Annotated in this window: 18 protein-coding genes and 1 other annotated feature; of the genes, 5 read left to right on the top strand and 13 right to left on the bottom strand. The window is 61.1% G+C overall.

The genetic code is table 11. The annotated features are described in order from the left end of the window. The first annotated feature begins 204 nt into the window (after positions 1 to 204). Positions 205 to 807: a 30S ribosomal protein S4 gene (rpsD, locus tag ACSEXS_RS12200; protein WP_438433499.1), complete on the top strand. Its 603-nt coding sequence runs from the start codon at positions 205 to 207 to the stop codon at positions 805 to 807. A gap of 166 nt (positions 808 to 973) precedes the next feature. Here rpsD and tyrS read toward each other — a convergent pair whose 3' ends face one another. Beyond that, complete coding sequence (tyrS, locus tag ACSEXS_RS12195) at positions 974 to 2,236, bottom strand: tyrosine--tRNA ligase (RefSeq protein WP_438433498.1); 1,263 nt, start codon at positions 2,234 to 2,236, stop codon at positions 974 to 976. A 193-nt stretch (positions 2,237 to 2,429) separates the two neighbouring features. Next, positions 2,430 to 2,709: a binding site (T-box leader), on the bottom strand. A gap of 108 nt (positions 2,710 to 2,817) precedes the next feature. Between tyrS and ACSEXS_RS12190 the strand changes: the two genes are divergently transcribed. Beyond that, positions 2,818 to 5,913 carry a transglycosylase domain-containing protein gene (locus ACSEXS_RS12190; protein ID WP_438433497.1) on the top strand — a complete coding sequence of 1,032 codons (3,096 nt, stop codon included), beginning with the start codon at positions 2,818 to 2,820 and terminating at the stop codon, positions 5,911 to 5,913. A gap of 88 nt (positions 5,914 to 6,001) precedes the next feature. Here ACSEXS_RS12190 and acsA read toward each other — a convergent pair whose 3' ends face one another. After that, entirely contained in the window at positions 6,002 to 7,735 is a 1,734-nt protein-coding gene (gene acsA / locus ACSEXS_RS12185) for an acetate--CoA ligase (RefSeq protein ID WP_438433496.1), read from the bottom strand. 158 nt (positions 7,736 to 7,893) lie between these two features. Between acsA and ACSEXS_RS12180 the strand changes: the two genes are divergently transcribed. Beyond that, on the top strand, positions 7,894 to 8,526 hold the full coding sequence (locus ACSEXS_RS12180) for a GNAT family N-acetyltransferase (protein WP_438433495.1): 633 nt from the start codon (positions 7,894 to 7,896) through the stop codon (positions 8,524 to 8,526). Between the two features lie 33 nt (positions 8,527 to 8,559). Beyond that, positions 8,560 to 9,771, top strand: a complete 1,212-nt coding sequence (locus ACSEXS_RS12175) for an acetoin utilization protein AcuC (protein WP_438433494.1) — start codon at positions 8,560 to 8,562, stop codon at positions 9,769 to 9,771. Positions 9,772 to 9,843: 72 nt separating this feature from the next. Here the strand turns inward: ACSEXS_RS12175 and ACSEXS_RS12170 are convergent, their stop codons facing one another. The 10 genes from ACSEXS_RS12170 to ACSEXS_RS12125 all read right to left on the bottom strand — a co-directional run bounded on the left by ACSEXS_RS12170 (position 9,844) and on the right by ACSEXS_RS12125 (position 19,609). Further along, the gene (locus ACSEXS_RS12170) at positions 9,844 to 10,566 is read right to left on the bottom strand and encodes a 5'-methylthioadenosine/adenosylhomocysteine nucleosidase (protein WP_438433493.1); all 723 of its coding nucleotides are present in this window, start codon (positions 10,564 to 10,566) and stop codon (positions 9,844 to 9,846) included. A 29-nt stretch (positions 10,567 to 10,595) separates the two neighbouring features. Beyond that, on the bottom strand, positions 10,596 to 11,603 hold the full coding sequence (ccpA, locus tag ACSEXS_RS12165; RefSeq protein WP_438433492.1) for a catabolite control protein A: 1,008 nt from the start codon (positions 11,601 to 11,603) through the stop codon (positions 10,596 to 10,598). A gap of 189 nt (positions 11,604 to 11,792) precedes the next feature. Continuing rightward, positions 11,793 to 12,215 carry a hypothetical protein gene (locus ACSEXS_RS12160; protein ID WP_438433491.1) on the bottom strand — a complete coding sequence of 141 codons (423 nt, stop codon included), beginning with the start codon at positions 12,213 to 12,215 and terminating at the stop codon, positions 11,793 to 11,795. Between the two features lie 39 nt (positions 12,216 to 12,254). After that, complete coding sequence (locus ACSEXS_RS12155; protein WP_438433490.1) at positions 12,255 to 12,737, bottom strand: VanZ family protein; 483 nt, start codon at positions 12,735 to 12,737, stop codon at positions 12,255 to 12,257. Between the two features lie 12 nt (positions 12,738 to 12,749). After that, positions 12,750 to 14,480, bottom strand: a complete 1,731-nt coding sequence (gene ptsP, locus ACSEXS_RS12150; protein WP_438433489.1) for a phosphoenolpyruvate--protein phosphotransferase — start codon at positions 14,478 to 14,480, stop codon at positions 12,750 to 12,752. Continuing rightward, the gene (locus tag ACSEXS_RS12145; RefSeq protein ID WP_438433488.1) at positions 14,477 to 16,363 is read right to left on the bottom strand and encodes a glucose PTS transporter subunit IIA; all 1,887 of its coding nucleotides are present in this window, start codon (positions 16,361 to 16,363) and stop codon (positions 14,477 to 14,479) included. The genes ptsP and ACSEXS_RS12145 overlap by 4 nt, the downstream gene beginning before the upstream one ends. A gap of 156 nt (positions 16,364 to 16,519) precedes the next feature. Beyond that, complete coding sequence (locus ACSEXS_RS12140) at positions 16,520 to 17,221, bottom strand: hypothetical protein (protein ID WP_438433487.1); 702 nt, start codon at positions 17,219 to 17,221, stop codon at positions 16,520 to 16,522. Positions 17,222 to 17,335: 114 nt separating this feature from the next. After that, on the bottom strand, positions 17,336 to 17,764 hold the full coding sequence (locus ACSEXS_RS12135; protein ID WP_438433486.1) for a CoA-binding protein: 429 nt from the start codon (positions 17,762 to 17,764) through the stop codon (positions 17,336 to 17,338). A gap of 2 nt (positions 17,765 to 17,766) precedes the next feature. Next, positions 17,767 to 19,062 (bottom strand): 3-phosphoshikimate 1-carboxyvinyltransferase, encoded by a 1,296-nt coding sequence (gene aroA, locus ACSEXS_RS12130; RefSeq protein ID WP_438433485.1) that lies wholly within the window; start codon positions 19,060 to 19,062, stop codon positions 17,767 to 17,769. Positions 19,063 to 19,081: 19 nt separating this feature from the next. Continuing rightward, complete coding sequence (locus ACSEXS_RS12125) at positions 19,082 to 19,609, bottom strand: shikimate kinase (RefSeq protein ID WP_438433484.1); 528 nt, start codon at positions 19,607 to 19,609, stop codon at positions 19,082 to 19,084. A gap of 181 nt (positions 19,610 to 19,790) precedes the next feature. On the opposite strand from ACSEXS_RS12125, the gene ACSEXS_RS12120 reads away from it, so the two are divergent. After that, complete coding sequence (locus ACSEXS_RS12120) at positions 19,791 to 20,084, top strand: hypothetical protein (protein WP_438433483.1); 294 nt, start codon at positions 19,791 to 19,793, stop codon at positions 20,082 to 20,084. 6 nt (positions 20,085 to 20,090) lie between these two features. On the opposite strand, the gene gnd is transcribed toward ACSEXS_RS12120, so the two are convergent. Continuing rightward, positions 20,091 to 21,515: an NADP-dependent phosphogluconate dehydrogenase gene (gene gnd / locus ACSEXS_RS12115; protein WP_438433482.1), complete on the bottom strand. Its 1,425-nt coding sequence runs from the start codon at positions 21,513 to 21,515 to the stop codon at positions 20,091 to 20,093. Between the last annotated feature and the right edge of the window lie 4 nt (positions 21,516 to 21,519).

Genomic DNA, 21,519 nt, shown 5'->3' with positions numbered 1-21,519 from the left:
TTAGTTGTTGTTTGAACGTTTTCGAACGTTCCGGTTGAGTACGGAGTGTACACCCTCACTGATTTTGTCGCCGATGGGGCAGCGGCTGAACTCCCCTGTCGGGAAGGCGACTTCGATGGCAAAGTCGGGCACTCGGAATCAACGCCTCTTCCTTGTTTCGAACCCGAAGATGACAAAATTATGAGTTGAAGGAGCAATTGATACATGTCCCGTTACACTGGACCCAAATTCAAATTGAGCCGCCGCCTCGGCATTTCCCTGAGCGGTACCGGCAAAGAACTCGCAAAGCGCGCATTTCCTCCCGGCCAGCACGGCAACAACCAACGCCGCAAGATCAGCGGTTACGGCCAACAGCTGCAGGAGAAGCAGAAGCTCCGTCACATGTACGGCCTGAACGAGAAGCAGTTCCGCAACTTGTTTGACAAGGCTTCCAAGATGAAGGGGATCTCCGGCGAGAACTTCATGATCCTGCTGGAAAGCCGTCTGGACAACCTCGTGTACCGTCTGGGCCTGTCCAACTCCCGCGCAGGCGCTCGTCAGCTCGTCGCTCACGGCCACGTTACGGTCAACGGCAAGAAGGTCAACATCGCTTCCTACACCGTCAGCGTCGGCGACATCATCGGCCTGCGTGAAAGAAGCCGCAACCTGTCCGCCATCAAGGACGCGCTTGCCGGCCGCCATCACATCCCGCAGTACCTGGATTTCAACGACCAGGCCATGGAAGGCAAGTTCGTCCGTCTTCCGGAACGCGCTGAGCTGTCCCAGGAAATCGACGAAAAGCAAATCGTCGAATTCTACAGCCGTTAATCCTTTGCCACTTGCCGGCATCCGCCGGTTCGACCGGTCCAAGCCCTTTGGACCGGTTTTTTCATGTCTGCCGAGGCGAATCCGCGCTTCGTCTGCAAAAGCGAAAGAGGCCGCCGTCCGGTTTGATCAAGTCCGGACGGCGGCCTCTTTATGATAGTGTGCTTGACTAGTCGGCGAACCGCACGAGGAAGTAGTTTTTCTTGCCTCGGCGCAGGATCAGGTAGTCGCCGCCGATACGGCCGAGTCCAGCGGCGGTCGCGTCCACCTGCGTCACCTTCTCGCCGTTGACCGAGACAGCCCCGCTCTCGATATCCTGGCGGGCCTGCCGTTTGGAAGGAGCCGCCTTGGTCTCGACGAGCAGATCGACGAGCGACAGTTCGGCGTTCGCGACCTCCGTGGACGGCACGTCCTTGAACGCCTCCTCCACTTCTTCCCGGCTCAGCTCGCGGACGTTGCCGCTGAACAACGCCTGGGTGATCCGCAGGGCGCTCGTCAGCGCCTCTTCCCCGTGTACAAGCCGGGTCATCTCTGCGGCCAGAACCTTCTGCGCTTCCCGCTTCTCGGGCTCGCTCGCCACCGCCCCTTCCAGGCGGCTGATCTCCTCCGCCGGCAGGAACGTAAAGTATTTCAGGAACTTGATGACATCGAGGTCATCCGTGTTGACCCAGAACTGGTAGAACTGGTACGGCGACGTCTTCTCCGGATCGAGCCAGACCGCGTTGCCGGCCGACTTGCCGAACTTGGTGCCGTCGCTCTTCGTGATGAGCGGCATGGTGATGCCGAAGGCCTGCTTACCGGATTGCTTGCCGATCAGATCGAGACCTGCGGTGATGTTGCCCCATTGGTCGCTGCCGCCGAGCTGCAACGAGCAGTCCATCCGCTCGTTCAACTGGTAGAAGTCATACGCCTGCAGGATCATGTAGCTGAATTCGGTAAAGGAAATGCCGGCGGCCATGCGCGAATCAACCGAATCCTTGGCCAGCATGTAGTTGACCGTAAAGTTCTTGCCCACATCCCGCAGGAAATCGATCAAGGAGATCGAGCCGAGCCAATCGTAGTTATTTACGAGCCGGGCCGGGTTCTGCCGCGCCTCGGAGAAGTCCAGGTAGCGGGAGAGCTGTCCCCGAATCGTCTCGCTGAAGCCCTTGACGACATCGGCCGAATTGAGCACCCGTTCGGTTGAACGGCCGCTTGGATCGCCGATCATGCCGGTTCCGCCGCCGACCAGCGCGATCGGCAGATGCCCCGCCTGCTGGAAGCGGCGCAGGGTCAGAATCGGCAGCAGGTGGCCGATGTGCAGGCTGTCCGCCGTCGGATCGAAGCCGATGTACAGCGTAACCGGCCCTTCCGCCAGCTTCTTCTCCAATTCCTCCCGGTTGGCCGTCTGGTAGATCAACCCCCGGTATTCCAAGTCCTCCAGGATATTCATAGCCGTACCCCTTTCGCCATTCGCATGGTAATGTTCTTCGCATTTGCATTCTTTGCATTTGCCTTCTTCGCACTTGCCGTTCGAGCGCCGCCCGCAACCTTTTTTCGGCCATCCGCGTCTTGTTGGTTAGAGCGTTTCTTCCCATTCAGGAAACGAACCTGCTCCGAAGCCAACAAAAAAAGCCCTCCATCCCCAAAGGGACGAGAAGACTCTGCTCGCGGTACCACCCTCATTAAAGCGCAAAAAAAGACGCTTTCACTCGATCAAGGAATAACGGGATTGCCCCGGACGGATGCTACTGGAACGGAAATGCCCACTGCGAGACATGACATGCGGCTCCCGTTCGTTCCCATCGTCCGCTCCGGATCGTACTTCGGCTTGTCCGCTCGCGCCGGCTCGCACCTGCCGCCGGCTCTCTGCAGCGTTCTCGAACAGCCTCGTCGGGCACAGCCCGAATCCATCAACGCTTTTTCGATATGCGAATTTCCGTTAGTTATACCATACAAGCCGCGACAAGTCAATCCACCTGTTCACCTGCGGCAACTGTGTTATAATGTACGGTGGAGTCAAGGAGGTTATGCATGAGCAAGAACAAAGAAACCGGCGCGTCCCGGTTCAAGCGGGGTCTTCGGTTAACCGGGAAAGTCATCTGGGTTACCTTCAAATGGACATTTGTCGTATTGCTGCTCGCCGGTTTTTTGGGCGCGGGGGCCGTATACGGCTATGTCTCTTCCGTGCTGAAAGACGAGCCTGTCCGCAGCCATGCGGAGATCGTCCAGAAGATGGGCGAAGACGCGATCACCGGTTATGTGTACTTTAACGACGATGCCGTCGTCGGACAGCTCCGTACCGAGGAAGACCGGCAGATTGCCAGCTTCAGCGACATTCCGCTGAAGATGCAGGAAGCGGTCATCGCCATCGAAGACAAGGACTTTATGACGCATCACGGGATCGACTTCAGCGGCTCTCTGCGGGCCGTCAAGCAGCAGGTGCTTCACGAAACGGTACAGACCGGAGGAAGCACGATTACCCAGCAGCTCGCCCGGCGGGTATTCCTGAACCTGGACCGGGACATCACCCGCAAGATCAAGGAAATGGTGCTCGCCCTGCGCCTGGAGCGCCACTTGTCCAAGGACGAGATCCTCACCGCTTATCTGAACAAGGTGCCGTACGGCAACGGATCGAGCGGGTACAACCTCTACGGGATCAAGACCGCCGCGAAGGGCATCTTCAACGTGGACGACCTCCACAAGCTCAACACCGCCCAATATGCCTATCTGGCGGGCATCCCTCAGCAGCCCACGAACTTTTCCAACTACAACAGCAAAGGCAAACCGAACGAATCCAACATCAAGGAAGCGATCAAGCGGCAGCACCTGGTGCTGGAGATGATGCTCCAGAATTCGTTCATCACCGAGAACGAATATAAGGAAGCGCTCGCTTTCGATATTCGCAAATCGCTGGCCCCGACCAAGGAGAAGGCCTACAACACGTATCCCTTCCTGATGATCGAAGCCGAGAAAAAAGCGGTTGACATTCTCGTGTCGCTCCACCACCCGGAGATCGACAAAACGAAAAATGCCGAGCTGTACAACGAGGCCTTGAAGGAAGAAGAAATCAACCTCCAACGGGGCGGCTACAAGGTGTACACGACCATTGACAAGAAAATCTACGACTCCATGCAAGCCATCGGCAAGAACGACGATAATTTTTCTCCCTACGACAAGGAAAAAGGCTACGAACAAGTCGGCGCCGTCCTGCTTGACAACAAGTCGGGTGCTATCCTCGGGATGATCGAGGGGCGCGGCTACAACCGCGAGCAGTACAACCACGCGATTCAGGCGGAGCGCCAGCCGGGTTCGACCATGAAACCGATCGCGGCCTACCTGCCCGCTCTGGAGAAGGGTGCCATTCAGCCGGCGAGCGTCATCGATGACATTCCGGTGATCCTGAAGGATTACCAGAAGGGCTTCCACATCCCCGAGAACTGGGATCACAAGTATCACGGCCTCGTCACCGCCCGCGTCGCCCTGAACCAGTCGTACAACATCCCGGCGATCAAATTGTTCCTGAACGACGTCGGCATCCAGAACGCCTGGAGCTTCGCCAAGGAGCTCGGCATCACCACCCTGACCGATTCCGATTACACAGCCCAGACCGGCGTTATCGGCGGCCTGGCGCACGGCGTAACGGTCGAGGAATTGACCAACGCTTACGCCTCCATTCCGAACGGCGGCGAATTTGTCGATGCCTACATGATCCGCAAGATCGTGGACGCGAACGGTAAGACCATTTTCGAGCAGACGCCCGAGCCCAAACGGGTCTTTTCCGAGCAGACCGCCTACCTGATGACGGATATGCTCCGGACGGTCATCACCGACGGAACGGCCAAGTCGATCAAGACCAAGTTCAAGCATTACGGCGAGATCGCCACCTCCGGCAAAACTGGCTCGACACAGGACGACGGAGACGCCTGGTACATGGGCTACACGCCGGATCTGACCCTGGGCGTATGGGCCGGCTACGACGATCAGAAGTACAAGCTCAGCAAGGCGACGGGCGGCACAGAACGGGCGAAGCTGATCTGGGCCTTGGTCATGGACAAAGTGATCGACCTGAAGCCCTCGCTCGTCCCGAACAAGACCTTCGAGCAGCCCAAGGGGCTGACGAAGATGACGGTCTCCACGTTGTCCGGCAAGATTCCGAACGAAGAGGTCGTCAAGGCGGGCAAGCTCACCACCGATCTGTTCAACGTGAAATACCTGCCGACCGAGGAAGACGATGTGCTGGTGCCGATTAAGACCATTGTGTACAACGGCGTGAATTACATCGCGAACGACGCCACGCCCGAAGAATTCGTCACCGAAAAGCTCGGCGTCAAGCGCAAGGAATCGATCGGCTCGCTCATCAAGCAGATTACCGAGCTGATGGCGAAGGCGTCCGCCAAGGACCGCAAGCCGATCGGACGGTACATTCCGCTCGATGCCGATATGGATGCGCCGCAGGAGCCCGATCCGCGCAAGGACGACGGGCAGGCTCCCGCACCGCCGACCGGTTTGAAGATGACCGGCGGAATCGCTTCCGCCAAGATCTCCTTCCAGCCAAGCGCAAGCTCCGACGTCGTCGGCTACCGGATTTACCGCGCCGCCGATTTCACCAGCTTCCAGCAAGTGGGCGGCAACGTCGTACTGGCGGGCGCTCCCTCCGTCTTCACGGTAACCGCCCCGGGCGTCTTGTCCGCCTACTACATCACGGCGGTGGACGTGGCAGGACACGAATCGGCGCCGAGCGCGATCGCCCTGCCGGGCGGAGGCACGACGCCCGATCCGGGCGACGGAACATCGCCCACGCCGGGCACCGAAGGGCCGGGCAAGGACCCGAACGGCTCGGCCACGCCGACGCCGTCGCTCACGCCCTCCGCCCCGAGCGGCGTCACGGCGACAACGGAATCAGCCGGCGTCCATCTCACCTGGAGCGCGAATCCCGGCGACCAGAACGTTACCGAATACCGGCTGTACTATGCGACATCGCCGGAAGGGCCGTTCGAATGGAAAGCCAACACCCGCCAGACCGAGATCCTCTATATTACCGGTCTCGGCGGCGGCAGCTTCTATGTGACAGCCATCAACGGGAACGGCGAATCCGAGCCGTCCGCCATTGTCACCGTCAACCCTTGAATGCTTCCACAGCGGCAAAAAGCCGCCGGATTTCGTCTTCCCGACGAGTCCGGCGGCTTTTGCTATTCTCAACTAGTTGCTATTCCAACTAGTCCTCGATCGTGGACAGATCGCCGGCGGGCAGGTTCAGCTCCCAGGCCTTCAGCACCCGGCGCATGATCTTGCCGCTTCGCGTCTTCGGCAGCTTGTCGCGGAATTCGATCTCCCGCGGGGCGGCGTGGGCCGACAGCCCTTCCTTGACGAACCGGGCGATCTCCCGCTTTAGCTCGTCGCTCGGCGCATAGCCGTTCCGAAGCGCCACGAACGCCTTGATGATCTCGCCGCGCACCGGGTCCGGCTTGCCGATGACCCCCGCCTCCGCCACGGCGGGATGCTCCACCAGGCGGCTCTCCACCTCGAACGGTCCGACCCGCTCTCCGGCGGTGTTGATGACATCATCGATTCGTCCCTGGAACCAGAAATACCCCTCTTCGTCCCGATACGCCGAATCCCCCGACAGGTACCAGCCGGGAAAACGGAAATACTCCCCGTACTTGGCCGGGTTGTTCCAGACCTGGCGCATCATCGAAGGCCATGGAGTACGAATAGCCAAATTCCCCATCCAATTGGGCGGAACGGGGCGCCCGGAATCATCGAGAATCGCCGCTTCGATGCCGGGAAGCGGCTTACCCATCGAGCCCGGCTTAATTGCAAGCGAAGGATAATTGCAGATCATCTGAGCCCCCGTCTCCGTCATCCACCAAGTGTCATGAATGCGCAGGCCGTAGACCTTCAAGCCCCAGCGCACCACCTCGGGGTTAAGCGGCTCCCCCACGCTCAGGATGTGGCGCAAGGAGGAAAGATCGGCCGCCCTTGCGGCCGCTTCCCCCGCCCCCATCAGCATGCGGAAGGCGGTGGGCGCGCTGTACCATACGGTCACGCCCAGCTTCTCCAGGGTCGCGTACCAGTCGGCGGGACTGAAACGGCCGCCCCGAATGACGTTGGTTGCCCCGTTCAGCCACGGGGCGAAGACGCCGTAGCTCGTGCCCGTTACCCAACCTGGGTCCGCGGTACACCAATAGATGTCGTCCTCCCGCAAGTCAAGCACCGCTCGCCCGGTATAGGCGTGCTGAATCATCGCGTTGTGAACGTGATAAATTCCCTTCGGCTTTCCCGTCGAGCCTGACGTATAATGGAGGAGGAGACCGTCTTCGCGGTCGACCCATTCGATATCAAGCTCCGGGGAGGCGTATTCCATCTCCCGCTCGTAAGAGATCAGTCCCTCTCCCGGCTCGGCATCGCCGCCCACGACGATCACCTGCCGCAGCTCCGGCAGACGGTCTCGGGGAATGCGCGGCAGCAGAGCCGGGGTGGTGACGATCGCGGAAGCGCCGCTGTCCCGGAGCCGGTCTTCCACCGCCTGCTCCATGAAGGCTTCGAACAAAGGCCCGGCGACCGCGCCGATCTTGATGATGCCGAGCAACGCCACATACAGCTCCGGAGATCTCGGCATGAACACGAAGATCCGTTCGCCTTTGCTGAGGCCCAACGACCGCAGCACGTTGCCGAACCGGTTGGACAACCGTCGCAGCTCTTCGAAGGTGTACGATTCCTCGCGTCCGCCGTCCACATAGATCAGGGCCCGCTTCCCGTCCCTGCCCTCCAGCGCATGGCGGTCAATGGCTTCATAGGCAGCGTTCACCCGGCCGCTGGCATGCCAGGAAAAGCGTTCTTCTTCGCGCGCCCAGTCGAACGTTTCGCAGGCTTCCCCGTAATCGCCCAGATTGCCGCCGTCCCCGCTTGGCGGCAGCACCTTCATCTCCCCTGCGTCAGCCTTGCCCATGCCTCTCCCTCCTCAAAATAGCGCTTTCATTTTGTTCTTGCCTTTTTGTTCACGATTTCGTAACATATTATAGCACATGGAAAAGAAAGGAACAGTGGGTTCGCGGCGATTCTCTCACTTTTTTTGAATCCGTCCTCCCGAACACCCCGGTAAAGCCTATGGACTTCACGAAAGCCTATCGTTCGCTTCAACTGGAACGCGAGGGTCGTTCCCTCCTCGTCGAGGGTCCGGTCGAACCCGCCGTGTTGCGATCCTTGACCATGCACCCTCAGCTCGATGCGTTCCGCAGGCCGGAGGAACAGCTGGCAGCGCTGGCGGAGATCGCCGGGCTTCCCGAAGGCCGGATTCTTCTTGCCCGGGACGAAGCCGTTCTGGTCGGCTACGTGACCTTTCACTACCCCGACGAGCTGGAGCGCTGGTCGGAAGCCGGCATGGCCGATCTGATCGAGCTGGGCGCCATTGAGGTCGCAAACGACTACCGCGGCTGCGGGCTGGCCGGAGCTCTGCTGGAGTTGGCTTTTGCCGGAGGAGAGCTGGAGGAGACCATCGTCTTCACGACCGAATATTACTGGCATTGGGACCTGCGCCAAACCGGGCTCAGCGTCTGGGACTACCGGGCGATGATGGAGAAACTCATGAAGCGGGTCGGAATGGTCGCGTACGCCACCGACGATCCCGAGATTTGCTCGCACCCGGCCAACTGCCTGATGGTTCGCATCGGGTCGGGCGTCCCGGCCGAATCCGCCGAGCAGTTTGACCGCATCCGGTTTCGCCGCCGGTTTATGTACTGAAGCTTGATCTGCCCGCATAGAAGGAGGCCCGCTATGGGAAAAAGCGAACTGATCTATCATCCTTCGCAGCTGGCTTACCGGTTTCCGGCCGGCCATCCGTTCAATCAGCGGCGGTTGGAGCTCACCGTCTCGCTGCTGGAGGCGGCCGGCGCCCTCCGTGCGGAGGACTTGATTGCGCCGCAGGCCGCGAGCCTGGAGGAGCTGGAGCTCGCCCATGCCAAGGCCTATGTGGCCGCCGTACAGACGCTCAGCCGCAGAGACGACCCTGCCTTGGCGGAGGCCTACGGCTTCTCCGCCGACGAGACGCCGCGGTTTGCCGGTATGCACGAAGCGGCGGCGCTGGCCGCGGGCGGCTCCATCCTCGCCTGCGAGCGGGTGATGGACGGCCGGGCGGAGCATGCGTTTCATCCCGGCGGCGGGCTCCATCACGCCTTGGCCGCCCAGGCGGCAGGCTTCTGCATCTACAACGACGCCGCCGTCGCCATCGCCTGGCTCCGCCGCCGGTACGGCGCGCGCGTCCTCTATGTGGATACGGATGTGCATCACGGCGACGGCGTTCAGTGGGCGTTTTACTCCGACCCCGATGTGTGCGTCTTCTCCATCCACGAGACGGGCAAATACCTCTTCCCCGGCACCGGCGAAGTGGCGGAGCGGGGCGAAGGCGAAGGCTTCGGCTGGACGGTCAACCTGCCGCTGGAGCCGTATACCGAAGATGCCTCGTGGCTGGAATGCTTCGCCGAAGGGCTGGAACGGGTCGCCGCCGCCTTCCGGCCCGACCTCATCGTCTCGCAGCACGGCTGCGACGCCCATGCGTTCGACCCCTTGGCGCATCTGCAGTGCACGATGGGCCTGTACCGGTCGATCCCCCGCCTGCTGCACCGAACCGCCCACAGCTGCTGCCAAGGCCGTTGGGTGGCCCTGGGCGGCGGCGGGTACGACATCTGGCGCGTCGTGCCGCGCGCCTGGGGGCTGGTCTGGCTGGAAATGAGCGGTTCCCCGCTGCTCGCCGACATCGACGCCGCCCCGGCTCTGCCGCTTCCCGAAGCTTGGCGTTCCCGTTGGCAGAAGGCGACGCCAACCCCTCTGCCGTCCGCTTGGCTGGACGACCAAGCCGGCTTCGCCGCCATGCCGCGGCGCAAAGAGATCGAAGCCCGCAACCGCGTGATGAAGGAGCTGGCCCTCCTTTACCTTCCGGAGGCGTCCGTGCCGGGCACCGGGACCGAGGGAGGCCCGCTTTCCGGCTAACTAGCCGCAACGTCAAAAACCGCCGCATCCGGTCCCCTGCGGGATGGATGCGGCGGTTTATCGGTTCAGGCGTCAAACTTCTTTGGGTTCAGCCGTCCAAGCGTTCAGCAGCCCGCGTACCAGCCGGAAGGAATTCTCCGCGGCGCGGCCGACAAAGTCGGAGAAGTTCTCCGGAGCCGAGCCATCGGCCTTGTCCGACATCGAGCGGATGACGACATACGGAATGCGATTGGCCGCGCAAACCTGCGCCACCGCCGCTCCTTCCATTTCCGCGCAGCTGCCGCCAAGCTCCCGGTGCAGCTCCTCCACCTTCCCGCGGCTCGCGATGAACTGATCGCCGGACAGCACCCGGCCGCAGCTCATCCGACCGGGAAAGAGCGCTTCCCCCGCGCGAAGGGCCAAGTCCCGCAGAGTCGGGTCGGAGGGAAACACCGACAGCTCCTGATAAGGAATCACTCCCCGCGCATAGCCGAGCGCCGATACGTCCATGTCGTGCTGCATACACTCGGAGGACACGACGACATCTCCGATCGCCAGCTTCGGATCGAGAGCGCCGGCCACGCCGGTGAACACGATCGCCTCGACGGCGAATCGGTCGATCAGGACTTGCGTACAGACGGCGGCATTGACCTTACCGACTCCGCATTTGCACACGACGGCCTCCCGGCCGAACAGGATTCCCTCCCTGTACTCGATCCCGGCATGGCGGGAAGTCCGCACCTCGCTCAGGTACTCGTGAAAAAACGCAATTTCTTCATCCATGGCTCCAATTAGGCCAAGCTTCCCTGTCTGCAACCGGGTATCCTCCTCGAAAAAAAAGCGGCTCAGTTAACCTGAGCCACCGATTTGCGGTTGATGATCTCATGCGGGAGCACGAATTTCGTCTGGTCGACGTTCTCCTTGTTCATCAGTTTGGTCAAGAGCCGCATGGAAACCGCTCCGATGTCATACATCGGTTGGGCTGCCGTGGAGAGAGTCGGGCGAACCATCGAGGCGATCCGGGAATTGTCGACGGAAATCACGGAGAAATCCTCGGGCACCTTGAAGCCCTCGTCCTGAATGCGGTGAATGGCTCCGATGGCCATTTCGTCCGTCGCCGCGAAGACGGCGGTCGGCCGGTCCTCCATTCCGAGGAAGTAGCCCATCGCTTCGATGCCGGATTCATACCGGTAGTTGCCGGCCCGGACGTAGCGCTCCTCTACGGGGATGCCGGCCTGTTCCAAAGCGCGCTTGTACCCCTGGTAACGCGCGAACCCGAGAGCCGGGTCCTGAAGCGTGCCGCTGATCATGGCAATCTTGCGGTGGCCGTTCGCAATCAGCACGTTCACGGCGTCGAAAGCGGCGGCTTCGTGGTCGATGTCCACCTCCGGCAGAATGCCCTTGTCGTCGGAGGTTGCACAGAGCACGATTGGTACGCTCGCCGTATTGAAAGCCTCCCGGTGCTCTTCCGTCACCGTGCCGCCCATGAAGAGGAGCCCGTCCACCTGCTTTTCCAGCAGGGTGTTGATGACGCGGACTTCCTTCTCCTTCTTCTTGTCGGCGTTGCAGAGAATGATGTTGTAATGGTACATGTTGGCGATATCTTCGATCCCGCGGGCCACATCGGCAAACAGCGTATTCGAGATGTCGGGAATGACGACTCCGACCGTTGTCGTTTTTTTGCTGGCCAATCCGCGTGCAACGGCGTTGGGCCGGTAGCCGAGCCGTTCGATTGCTTCAAATACTTTTTTTCGGGTTTGCGGCTTCACATTGGGGTTGTTGTTGACGACCCGGGAAACCGTTGCCATCGATACCCCCGCCTCGCGGGCTACGTCATAGATCGTTACGGTCACGTTTCTTCGCTCCAAACCTCTATTTAATAAGTTTCTATTCGACCCATATTAACGTAATGATACGACAAAAAAAGGGATTTCGCAACGATTCGGCTTTCGCCGTCCGAAATCCCGCTGCGAAGTCCTTTTTTTGTCCTTTCCTGCGCAAGCGGCGCTTAAGGCCGTGCGTTGACGGTTGCGGCCCCAACCTTACGAAGAGATGGCCACCGGCAGGGTTTTATCCGTCAGCTCCGTCAGCTTGTCCTGAATTTCCGCGGTCCAGACTTCGTCCCCGAGAGAACCGGCGAGCAGCAGCGTATCCAGAAGCTCGTTGACCCTCTCCTCGATCAATCGGCGAACGCCCTCCATGCTGATCCTCTGCTTCTGCTGCAGCCGAATGAGGCGGGCGATTTCGTTGCATTCATCGAACCGCACCAGTATCCTGTCCGCCGGTTCGGCTTTAAGCCTGGCCAGGAGGTTGACCAGGCATGCCTTCACCGGCGGAAATACCTCGCTGTGGGTGCAGGAATCGCAGATCAGCACCGGCACGTTCTCAATCTCGGCGTTCCGTTGAAAAACGACGGTGCGCAACCGAAGCTCCATCCGTTCTCCGCAGATGCATCTTTTATCCATATCCGTACTCACTCCCGGATCATCCTACTCGCCTTGCCCCTACTCTCTTCGACCCGGAGCCTGCGAATTCCTTCCCCTCCGAAAACGGGATCTGCTGGAAGATTTAAGATGAACCGCCAGGCGGTGGACCCGCGGCAGGCTAACAACGAGCATGGCAAGCAGCGCGCCGATGCCGTCGTTGCGAAGATCGTGCCAATCGGGGGAACGGCCCGGAACGAACTGTTGGTGAAACTCATCCGTAAGCCCGTACAGCACACAGAGCAGGACCGCGAGCAGTTTTTCTTTTACGGTGTATGCCCCGGTTGTGAGGGCCCACAGAAAAGCCAGTCCCAGGATGAAATAGGCGACGAAATGGCCCCAATCAAATCCCGCCATTCCCGGAATCAGCTTGCGGAACAATGGCAGCCAGCCGTTCAGATCGTCTCCGGTCCGGGAAGAAAAATAGAAGATGGCGATCATGACCAGAATGACGGGACCCCAGCGGGAGAGCCAAGCGGCGGCGGATGATGCGGGTTTTCTCATTGCGGTTTGCTCCTATCTGCTTGTATCCTCCCAGGCTTTGGCCAATGTCTCCTTGACCTCTTCCGCCCGTTGACAGCGGAAGGCCTCCTCCAGCACCTCGCGGCAGCGGTCGGCGCGGCTTTCCAGCAGGGCTTTCTTGACCGGAAGGCAGGATTGGACCGACATGCTGATCTCCCGGATGCCGAGCCCCAGCCAGAGCGGAAGCGCCAGCGGATCGCCCGCCAACTCGCCGCACACCCCGACGGGAATTCCGGCGTCTGCGGCCGCTTGCGCCGTATGCCGGATGAGGCGCAGCACGGCGGGGTGAAACGGCTCGTACAGGGACGCCACCGCTTCGTTCATCCGGTCGACGGCCAGCACGTACTGCACGAGGTCGTTCGTGCCGATGCTGAAGAAGTCGACCTCCCGGGCGAGCAAGTCGGCCAGAACGGCGGCAGACGGAACCTCGATCATGATGCCCACCGGTATGTTGTCCAGGAAGACCGCTCCTTCGGCCCGCAGCTCCTCCTTGACCTGCCGGATAACCTCCTTGGCCTCCCTCAGCTCGTCGAGCGAGCCGACCATCGGCAGCAGCAGCCGGATGGGGCCGTACGCCCCCGCCCGAAGAATCGCCCGCAATTGAACACGGAACAAGTCCTTGCGGGCGAGCAGAATGCGGACGGCTCTGAGCCCCAGCGAGGGATTGTCCTCCTCCGGCAAAGCGATGTAGCTGATCGCCTTGTCCCCGCCGATATCCAGCGCCCGGAAGACCAGCGGATTGCCGCGATGCTTCTCTACCGCTTCCTTGTAAATCCGGTATTGCTCCTCCTCGCCGGGAACCGACGAGCGGTCCATGAACAAGAATTCCGTCCGGAACAACCCCACGCCCGGAATGCCTTCCTGAATGGAGCGGTCCAGCTCGTTCAGCGAGCTGATGTTGGCCAGGATCTCCAGGCGGCGTCCGTCCTGCGTCACCGGCGGGCAAGAAGCGATTCGCTGCAGCGAGTTCCGCTCCTCCTGCTGCCGCTCCTTGCGCCGCTGGTATTCTTCCACCGTGCTGCCGGTCGGGTTGACCAGCAGCCGTCCCTCACCACCGTCGACGATCAGCAGATCGCCCGTCTGAATCGTGCGCTGCAGCTTGCCGTCGATACCGGATACCATGGGAATCCCCATCGCTCGGGCCATGATCGCCGTGTGCGACGTCTTCCCGCCCATGACGGTGGCAATCCCGAGCAGATTGCCCGGTCCCAGGTTGACGAAGCGCGAGGGGGTTACCTCCTTGGCAACGAGGATATAAGGCGCCTCCATCGGCGGACTCTCCTCGCTTCCGCCGCCTAGCAGATGCTTGAGCAGGCGATTGCCGACATCGCGGATGTCGTCCGCCCGCTCCTTCATGTAATCGTCGTCGAGCAGCTCGAACATGCTGGCGAACTTGTCCGTCGCTTCCTGTACGGCGTGCTCGGCACGGGAGGCTCTCAGCCTCATAATCTCGCGAACTTCGTTCAGGAAGATCGGATCCTCCAGAATAGCCAGATGGGCATTGAAGATGCCCGCCTCCTCCTCGCCGATCAGCTCGCGGATGTCCGAACGGATCGATTCCAGCTCCGTCTTGCTCTGGCGGACGCCGCTCAAGAGCTTGTCGATCTCTTCGGTGAGGTCGGCCTCTTCCAGATCCCGCTCGGGAATATCCCATTCGGAGGAAGGCAGCACGTAGGCGCGTCCGATGGCGATGCCGGGCGATACGCCGATTTCCGAATGAATCATGCTCCTCTTCCTCCCTCCGGGGTTTCTTCCTTAAGCAGAACGGACAGCACGGAGGCTTGTCCCTTTTTGACCGCTTTGAACGGCGCAAAGCTCCAGGTTTTGACCAGCTCGGTATTGGTGATGACCATCGGGGTGGCCAGCGATTTGCTCAGCTTGCGCACCTTGTCGTAGCGGAAATGGGCGAGCAATTGGCCCGGCTTCACCTCTTCGCCCTGCTCCACGTAGACCGTGAAGCAATCCTGAAGCTGGGAAGTGTCGATCCCGATGTGAAGCAGCACCTGCAGCCCTTCCTTCGTCTCGATGCCGATGGCATGCTTGGTCGGATGAACATGGACGATCTTTCCGGTCACCGGAGACACGAGCTCGCCGCGGTCGGGAATGAACGCTACGCCGTTGCCGACCAGCCCGCCGGCAAAGATCGGATCGGGCACTTCGTCGAGGGGAATCATCCGGCCCGACATCGGCGCGTGAAAGGCAACCTGCTTCACTTCCTTGCGGGTGAGCTTCACGATCTGCTCCTTGATCATATCCGAATATGTGCCGAAAACGACTTGGACATTGCCTCCACCCAAACGAATGACTCCGGCCGCACCGAGGTTCTTCAGGGAAGCGATATCGAGCAGCTTGTCGTTGTCCAGCGTGAGGCGCAGGCGGGTCACGCAAGCCTCGATGGTCTTGATGTTGTTCTTGCCGCCGAGCGCTTCAAGAATGAGCGGAGACCGATAAGGGATGTCTCCCGCCCACTCCTCGAGCTGCGAGCCCTCCTCGCGGCCCGGCGTCGGGATGCGGAAGCGGCGGATCGCCCAACTGAACAGCCGGTAATAGACGAATCCGTACAGGAGGCCGATCGGGATCAGCCAGAAGCCTCTCGTGGAGAGAGGATAGTTGATCAGGTAGTCGATGAAGCCCGCCGAGTAGGAGAAGCCGTGGCGGATGCCGAGCGCATACGTAAGCCACATCGCCAGGCCGGACAGCAGCGCATGCAGGCCGAACAGGTACGGAGCCACGAAGAGAAAGGCGAATTCGATCGGCTCGGTCACCCCGGTCAGGAAGCAGGCCAGCGCCGCCATGAGAAAGGTTTTGCGGATTTTCGGCTTCAGGTCCTCGCGCGCCTCGTGAATGATGGCGAAGGCGATGGCGGGCAGCGCGAACATGATGATCGGATAGAGGCCGGCCATGTAGCCCCCGGCCGACGGGTCGCCGGCGAAGAACCGCGGCAGGTCGCCGAATACATAGGTGCCGTCGGGCCGCTCGTAGGAACCGAGCTGAAACCAAAAGACGTTGTTGAGAATGTGATGAAGACCGGACGGAATGAGCAGCCGGTGAGCGACGCCGTACAGGAAAGCGCCGAAGCCGCCCAGCCCGAGCAGCCACCGGGCCAGCGCGTCGAAGCCGTCCAGCAGGTACGGGCCGATCTTCACCGTGGCCAGCGAGACCAGCAGGGTGGCGAAGCCCATGACCAGCGGGACCAGACGCACCCCGCCGAAGAATTGAATATATTCCGGAAGCTGAACGTTCTTCAGCTTATGGTAGGAGACGGCGGTCAAGATGGCAATGAGCACCCCGCCCGTGATGCCGAACTGGAAATCCGGCCCCAGGTAACGCAGGGCGATCTCGGAGAACAGATAATAGCTGGTCAGCGAGGTCATGCCCGCGAGCGTAGAGTTCTCCGCCAGGCCCAAGGCAACTCCGGCGGCAAAGATGAACGGGAGATACGTAAAGACCGACTGCCCGGCAAAGGACAAGATGTCTCCGACCTGGCCCAGGTTCCAGGCATCCCAGGGCAAATAGCCCAGCCGTATCAGAATCGCCGCCACCGGCAGCACCATGATCGGCAGCATCAGCGAGCGTCCCAGCTGCTGCAGGTTTCCCATCCAATTCATCCGCTTTGCTCCTTTCCCCATCCTGTATGGTAAGGGTTGTCCCGGCTTTTGTAAAGCGCGGCTCCCGGCGGATGGCGGTTCGGCCGAAAGGCAGCAAAGCTCCGCCGTCCGAAGACGGCGGAGCTTGGTGTCCAACAGTTTGCGATGGCTCTGAGCTTACTGGACCGAGGAGGACGATTGATCGTCTTCCCGTAGGTAGCTGTCATGACCCGGCTGGTCGCCCTTATACCCGGCCGTGTGGTAGGAGTTCGTGCTGACCGAGCTCGAGAAGCTGGCTCCGCCCATCGAACCGCCGAAGGACGATTGAGCCGGATTCTTGGAGTCCGAACGCAGGTAAGCGTCATGTCCCGGCTGGTCGCCTTTGTAACCGGCCGTATGATAGGAATTGGCGCCGGTCGAACTGGAGAAGCTGGCTCCGCCCATCGAACCGCCGAAGGACGACTGAGCCGGATTCTTGGAGTCCGAACGCAGGTAAGCGTCGTGTCCCGGCTGGTCGCCTTTGTAACCGGCCGTATGATAGGAATTGGCGCTGGTCGAGCTGGAGAAGCTGGCTCCGCCCATCGAACCGCCGAAGGACGATTGAGCCGGATTCTTCGAATCCGAACGCAGGTAAGCATCATGCCCCGGTTGGTCGCCCTTGTAGCCCGCCGTGTGGAAGGACTGAACCGAGCTGGAGTAAGATGCTGCATTCTTTTGCGGTTTGTTATAGAAGGATTGCACAGCGCCGGTCGGTTCAAACGACTTGGAAGAGGTGAAGGAAGACGGATTTTTGGAATCAGACCTCAGGTAGGAGTCATGACCCGGCTGGTTCCCGCGGTAATTGCTCTTGTGGAAATTTTGGCTGTTGCTGTTCTGCATAACCCAACCTCCCTTAAGGTTTCGGGTCCTCCTGCGAGCCGAAATCCATCTGCAGGCGGCCTGTACTATTGTTAGCCTTAAGGGATGCATTTACGTTAGGATTTCGATGGAAGGTCAGACATGGCGTTCCGGTCGGGTCACCGCATCCTCGACTTTAATGCAGCGGTCCATAATGACCGTGATTCCCCGCTCGGCACAGATCCGTGCGGCTTCTTCATTGACGATGCCCTGCTGCAGCCAAAATACCTTGGCCCCAATCTGTACGGCCTGTTCCGCGATGGGGACGACCTGATCGCTGCGGCGAAACACGTTGACGATGCTTACCGGCTCCGGTATTTCCAGCAAGCTTGGGTAACAGGTCTCGCCGAGTATGCGTTCGGCCGCCGGATTGACCGGGATGATGCGGTAACCCCTCGCTTGCATGGCGGAGGCTACCATATAAGAGGTGCGGTCCGGCTTATCGGACAGCCCGACGACGGCGATCGCTCCCGCTTCTTCCAGCAGCTGCTTGATGGTTTCGCGTGACGGATTCTCGAAAGGCATGCTTATTCCTCCAAAAAAGTAATGTCGGCTCCGAGGGCGAGCAGATCGCGGAAATACCCGGGGTAGGATTTGGCCACATGCTGGGCGTCGCGAATGATCAACCCCCGGCTTGAGCGCAGGCCCACAATGGTCAGCGCCATGATGACCCGATGGTCATAATGCGCGTCGATCTCCACTCCGCCTTCCACGCCCTCCGGGCGGCCGTGAATAAGAATTTCGCTTTGGCGCTCCTCGGCGTCCACTCCCGCTTTCCGCAGCTCGCGGACGAAATCGCTGATCCGGTCGCATTCCTTGTACCGAAGGTTCTCCACGTTGTAGAACCGGGAGGTTCCTTCGGCAAAGGCAGCCGCCGCCACCATAGCCAGCACGCCGTCGGTGAAGCCGTCCCCGTCGAACTCCCCGGCGGTCAACCGGCCGGTGCCGCGGACATGCACCGCGCCGTTCTCGTGCGTGAGGGGCACCTGCATCGCCTTCAGCACGTCCACCACCGCCCGTTCTCCCTGGCGGCTCGTCTCCGACAAGCGAAGTACCCGGACATCGGAGGGCACGACCGCAGCCGCCGCCAGAATGGCCGCGGAGCCCGGATAGTCTCCCTGAACGGCGTATTCCTGCGCTTTGTACCGCTGGCCGCCCGGAATCCGGTAATGCATGAGGTCCTCCGACGCTTCCACCCGGATTCCCGCCTGCTCCAGCACCTCCAAGGTTTGGCCGACGACGATTTTGGACTTCAGCTCGTCCAGCACCTCGATCTCGCTGTCCTCGGCGAGAAGCGGAGCGGCGAACAAAAGCGCGCTCAGGAACTGGGAGCTGACCGCTCCCGAGACGGTTATCCTCCCGCCTTGCGGACGGCCGCCGCGGATCGTGATCGGCAGCTTGCCGCCGTTGTCGTCCACTTCCACGCCCATCTGCCGCAGGGAGGCGAGGAGGTCGTCATGCGGGCGTTTCCCGAGCGATTCGGGATACGTGTTGACGAACGTCACCTCGGGGCAGAAGGCCGCTACCGCCATGAGGAAGCGGAGCACCGCCCCGGCATTGCCCACGTTCAGCTCGCGCACATTCCGCGGCGAGCGGCCGAAGCCGCGGATCACCATCTTCTCTTCGTCCTCTTCGACCTGTGCGCCAAGATCCCGGATGCAGCGGCGCATCGCGTCGCTGTCTTCGCTGTGGGCCGGGTACCAGATGGTGCTCGTTCCTTCGGACAAGGCTCCCACCAGCAAATAGCGGGTGGTGTAATTCTTCGAAGATAAGGCCTGTATCTCGCCTTCCAGCCGGACAGCCGGCTTCACCCATGCCTTCATGCTCGCTTCTTCTCTCCCCTCATTGTTCCCGGCCGGCCAAATACCAATCGCCGATCCGCTCGGCCGCCTCTTGCGGGCTCAGCCCGTCCGTCTCCAAACGATAATGGGCGAAGGCGTAGAGCCCCTCCCGTTCCTTCCGGACGGCGGCAACCCGCTCGCGCACGTTGCCGGCGAGCAGCGGGCGGTGGCCGGTATGCCGAACCCGCTCCACGATCGTCTCTTCCGCTGCGGCCAACTCCACGACGCGGCCCCGCGAGAGCATCAACCGGCGATTCTCGGCCGACAAGGCGGCCCCGCCGCCGGTTGCCACCACCTGATGGCGGCCTGCCAGAATCCGGGCAAGCGCCGCCGACTCCAACTCGCGGAAATGCGCTTCGCCCCGCTCGGCAAACAGCTCGGCCACGGCTGTGCCGGCGGCCCGTTCCACCTCCAGGTCGGAATCGACGAAGGCATAGCCCAGCTTGTCCGCCACCATCCGGCCCACCGTCGTTTTGCCGGTTCCCATAAAGCCCACCAGCACGATATTGTCCCCGCCGCTTTCTGTCATTTGCCCCTCACCCCACTGCCGTCTCGCGTTTAAGCATTATCATACCACAGCGGCCCGGGGAGCGGGCAACGGTTTTTCGGTGCGACCGGCAGGATTCCTCGCATGAAATCGGTCCGGCGGCCGTATGGTTGTACTAAAGCGCCGAATAGCCTTCGGTGCTACCGAAACGGAGGTTTCGCCGATGGTCAACCCGCTCCGCCGCTCCCGCTCGCTCGAACGACTCCTGGACGACGCATACCCGCTCTGCCGCGATGACTTAATCTGGGCCTGCGCCGCCTTACAGCAAAAAGCGGCTGAGGGGCATTCCGGTTTCCTGGAACTCCCTCAGCCGCGCTTATTGCAAAACTACCGGGCTCTCGCCGAGCTCGCATCGCTGCTCTTGGTGCCGGGCGCGGGAAGCGCCGTCTCCGAGAGCGAATGGCGGGCGCTGCTCCGCGAAGCGGGCCACGGCCTGTTGAACGAGGGCCGGAGCTGACCGGCTTTACGCTTCTTCCTCCAGCCAGTGGTGGTGGAAGATGCCTTCCTTGTCCACCCGCTCGAAGGTATGGGCGCCGAAATAATCGCGCTGCGCTTGCAGCAGGTTGGCCGGCAGCCGTTCGGTGCGGTAGCTGTCAAAGTACGACAGCGCCGAGGAGAACGCCGGAACCGGAACGCCGCGGGTCACCGCCGTCGCCACCACCTGACGCCAGGAATCCTGATACTCCTGCACGACTCCGTTAAAGTAAGAATCGAGCAGCAGGTTCTTGAGGCCGGGATCGCGGTCATAGGCATCCTTGATGTTCTGCAGGAAGCGGGCGCGGATGATGCAGCCGCCGCGGAAGATCATGGCGATATCGCCGTAGCGCAGATCCCAGCCGTATTCCTCGGAAGCCTCGCGCATCTGGGCGAAGCCCTGGGCGTACGAGCAGATTTTGCTCGCGTACAGCGCCTTGCGGACCGCTTCGATGAAGGCCGTCCGGTCGCCCGTGAAGGGGGCCTTCGCCGGTCCGGTCAGCACCTTGCTCGCGGCCACGCGCTCGGCCTTCATCGCCGAGATGAAGCGGGCGAAGACCGACTCGGTGATGATCGACAGCGGCACGCCCAGGTCGAGCGAGCTCTGGCTGGTCCATTTGCCCGTCCCCTTCTGGCCGGCGGTGTCGAGAATGACGTCGACCATCGGCTTGCCCGTCTCCGGGTCCTTGCGCGAGAAGATATCCGCGGTGATCTCGATCAGGTAGCTGTCGAGCTCGCCCTTGTTCCATTCGGCGAAAATCTCGTGCAGTTCCTCCGCGTTCAGGTCCAGCACGTCGCGCAGCAGATGATAGGCTTCGGAGATGAGCTGCATGTCGCCGTATTCGATTCCGTTGTGTACCATTTTGACGTAGTGGCCGGCTCCGTCCGGTCCGATGTAGGTGCAGCAGGGATCGCCGTTCACCTTGGCGCTGATGGCCGTCAGGATCGGTTCAACCAGCTCATAGGCGTCCTTTTGTCCGCCGGGCATGATCGACGGGCCTTTCAGTGCGCCTTCCTCGCCGCCGGATACGCCGGTTCCGATAAAGCGGATGCCCCTCGCTTCCAGCTCGCGGTTGCGCCGCTGCGTGTCGGGGAAGAACGAGTTGCCGCCGTCGATCAGGATGTCGCCTTCTTCCAGATGCGGGACGAGCTGATCGATCGTCGCGTCCGTCGCGGTTCCGGCTTTGACCATCAAGAGAATCTTGCGGGGCCGCTCCAGCGAGTCCACAAACTCTTCTATGCTGTAGGTGCCGACGAGATTCTTTCCCTTGGCGTCCTCCAGCAGCTCCACGGTCTTGTCCTTGGAGCGGTTGTACACGGATACGGTGAAGCCTCTGCTCTCGATATTCAGCGCCAGGTTACGGCCCATGACGGCCAGCCCGACGACTCCGATCTGTTGCTTGGTGTCTGCCATATTG

The sequence above is a fragment of the Gorillibacterium terrae genome (assembly GCF_051594785.1).
Lineage (GTDB): Bacteria > Bacillota > Bacilli > Paenibacillales > NBRC-103111 > Gorillibacterium.
Note: the sequence above shows the minus strand (reverse complement) of the source record. Positions and strands in the feature narration are given on the sequence as shown.

Coding starts and splice junctions, on each gene's coding strand:
- rpsD (WP_438433499.1), top strand. CDS start 205: ATGTCCCGTTACACTGGACCCAAATTCAAATTGAGCCGCCGCCTCGGC.
- ACSEXS_RS12135 (WP_438433486.1), bottom strand. CDS start 17,764: ATGCCTTTCGAGAATCCGTCACGCGAAACCATCAAGCAGCTGCTGGAA.
- acsA (WP_438433496.1), bottom strand. CDS start 7,735: ATGGGCAAGGCTGACGCAGGGGAGATGAAGGTGCTGCCGCCAAGCGGG.
- ACSEXS_RS12120 (WP_438433483.1), top strand. CDS start 19,791: ATGGTCAACCCGCTCCGCCGCTCCCGCTCGCTCGAACGACTCCTGGAC.
- ACSEXS_RS12140 (WP_438433487.1), bottom strand. CDS start 17,221: ATGCAGAACAGCAACAGCCAAAATTTCCACAAGAGCAATTACCGCGGG.
- ptsP (WP_438433489.1), bottom strand. CDS start 14,480: ATGATTCATTCGGAAATCGGCGTATCGCCCGGCATCGCCATCGGACGC.
- ACSEXS_RS12125 (WP_438433484.1), bottom strand. CDS start 19,609: ATGACAGAAAGCGGCGGGGACAATATCGTGCTGGTGGGCTTTATGGGA.
- ACSEXS_RS12175 (WP_438433494.1), top strand. CDS start 8,560: ATGGGAAAAAGCGAACTGATCTATCATCCTTCGCAGCTGGCTTACCGG.
- ACSEXS_RS12190 (WP_438433497.1), top strand. CDS start 2,818: ATGAGCAAGAACAAAGAAACCGGCGCGTCCCGGTTCAAGCGGGGTCTT.
- aroA (WP_438433485.1), bottom strand. CDS start 19,062: ATGAAGGCATGGGTGAAGCCGGCTGTCCGGCTGGAAGGCGAGATACAG.
- tyrS (WP_438433498.1), bottom strand. CDS start 2,236: ATGAATATCCTGGAGGACTTGGAATACCGGGGGTTGATCTACCAGACG.
- ACSEXS_RS12145 (WP_438433488.1), bottom strand. CDS start 16,363: ATGAATTGGATGGGAAACCTGCAGCAGCTGGGACGCTCGCTGATGCTG.
- ACSEXS_RS12155 (WP_438433490.1), bottom strand. CDS start 12,737: ATGAGAAAACCCGCATCATCCGCCGCCGCTTGGCTCTCCCGCTGGGGT.
- ACSEXS_RS12160 (WP_438433491.1), bottom strand. CDS start 12,215: ATGGATAAAAGATGCATCTGCGGAGAACGGATGGAGCTTCGGTTGCGC.
- gnd (WP_438433482.1), bottom strand. CDS start 21,515: ATGGCAGACACCAAGCAACAGATCGGAGTCGTCGGGCTGGCCGTCATG.
- ACSEXS_RS12180 (WP_438433495.1), top strand. CDS start 7,894: ATGGACTTCACGAAAGCCTATCGTTCGCTTCAACTGGAACGCGAGGGT.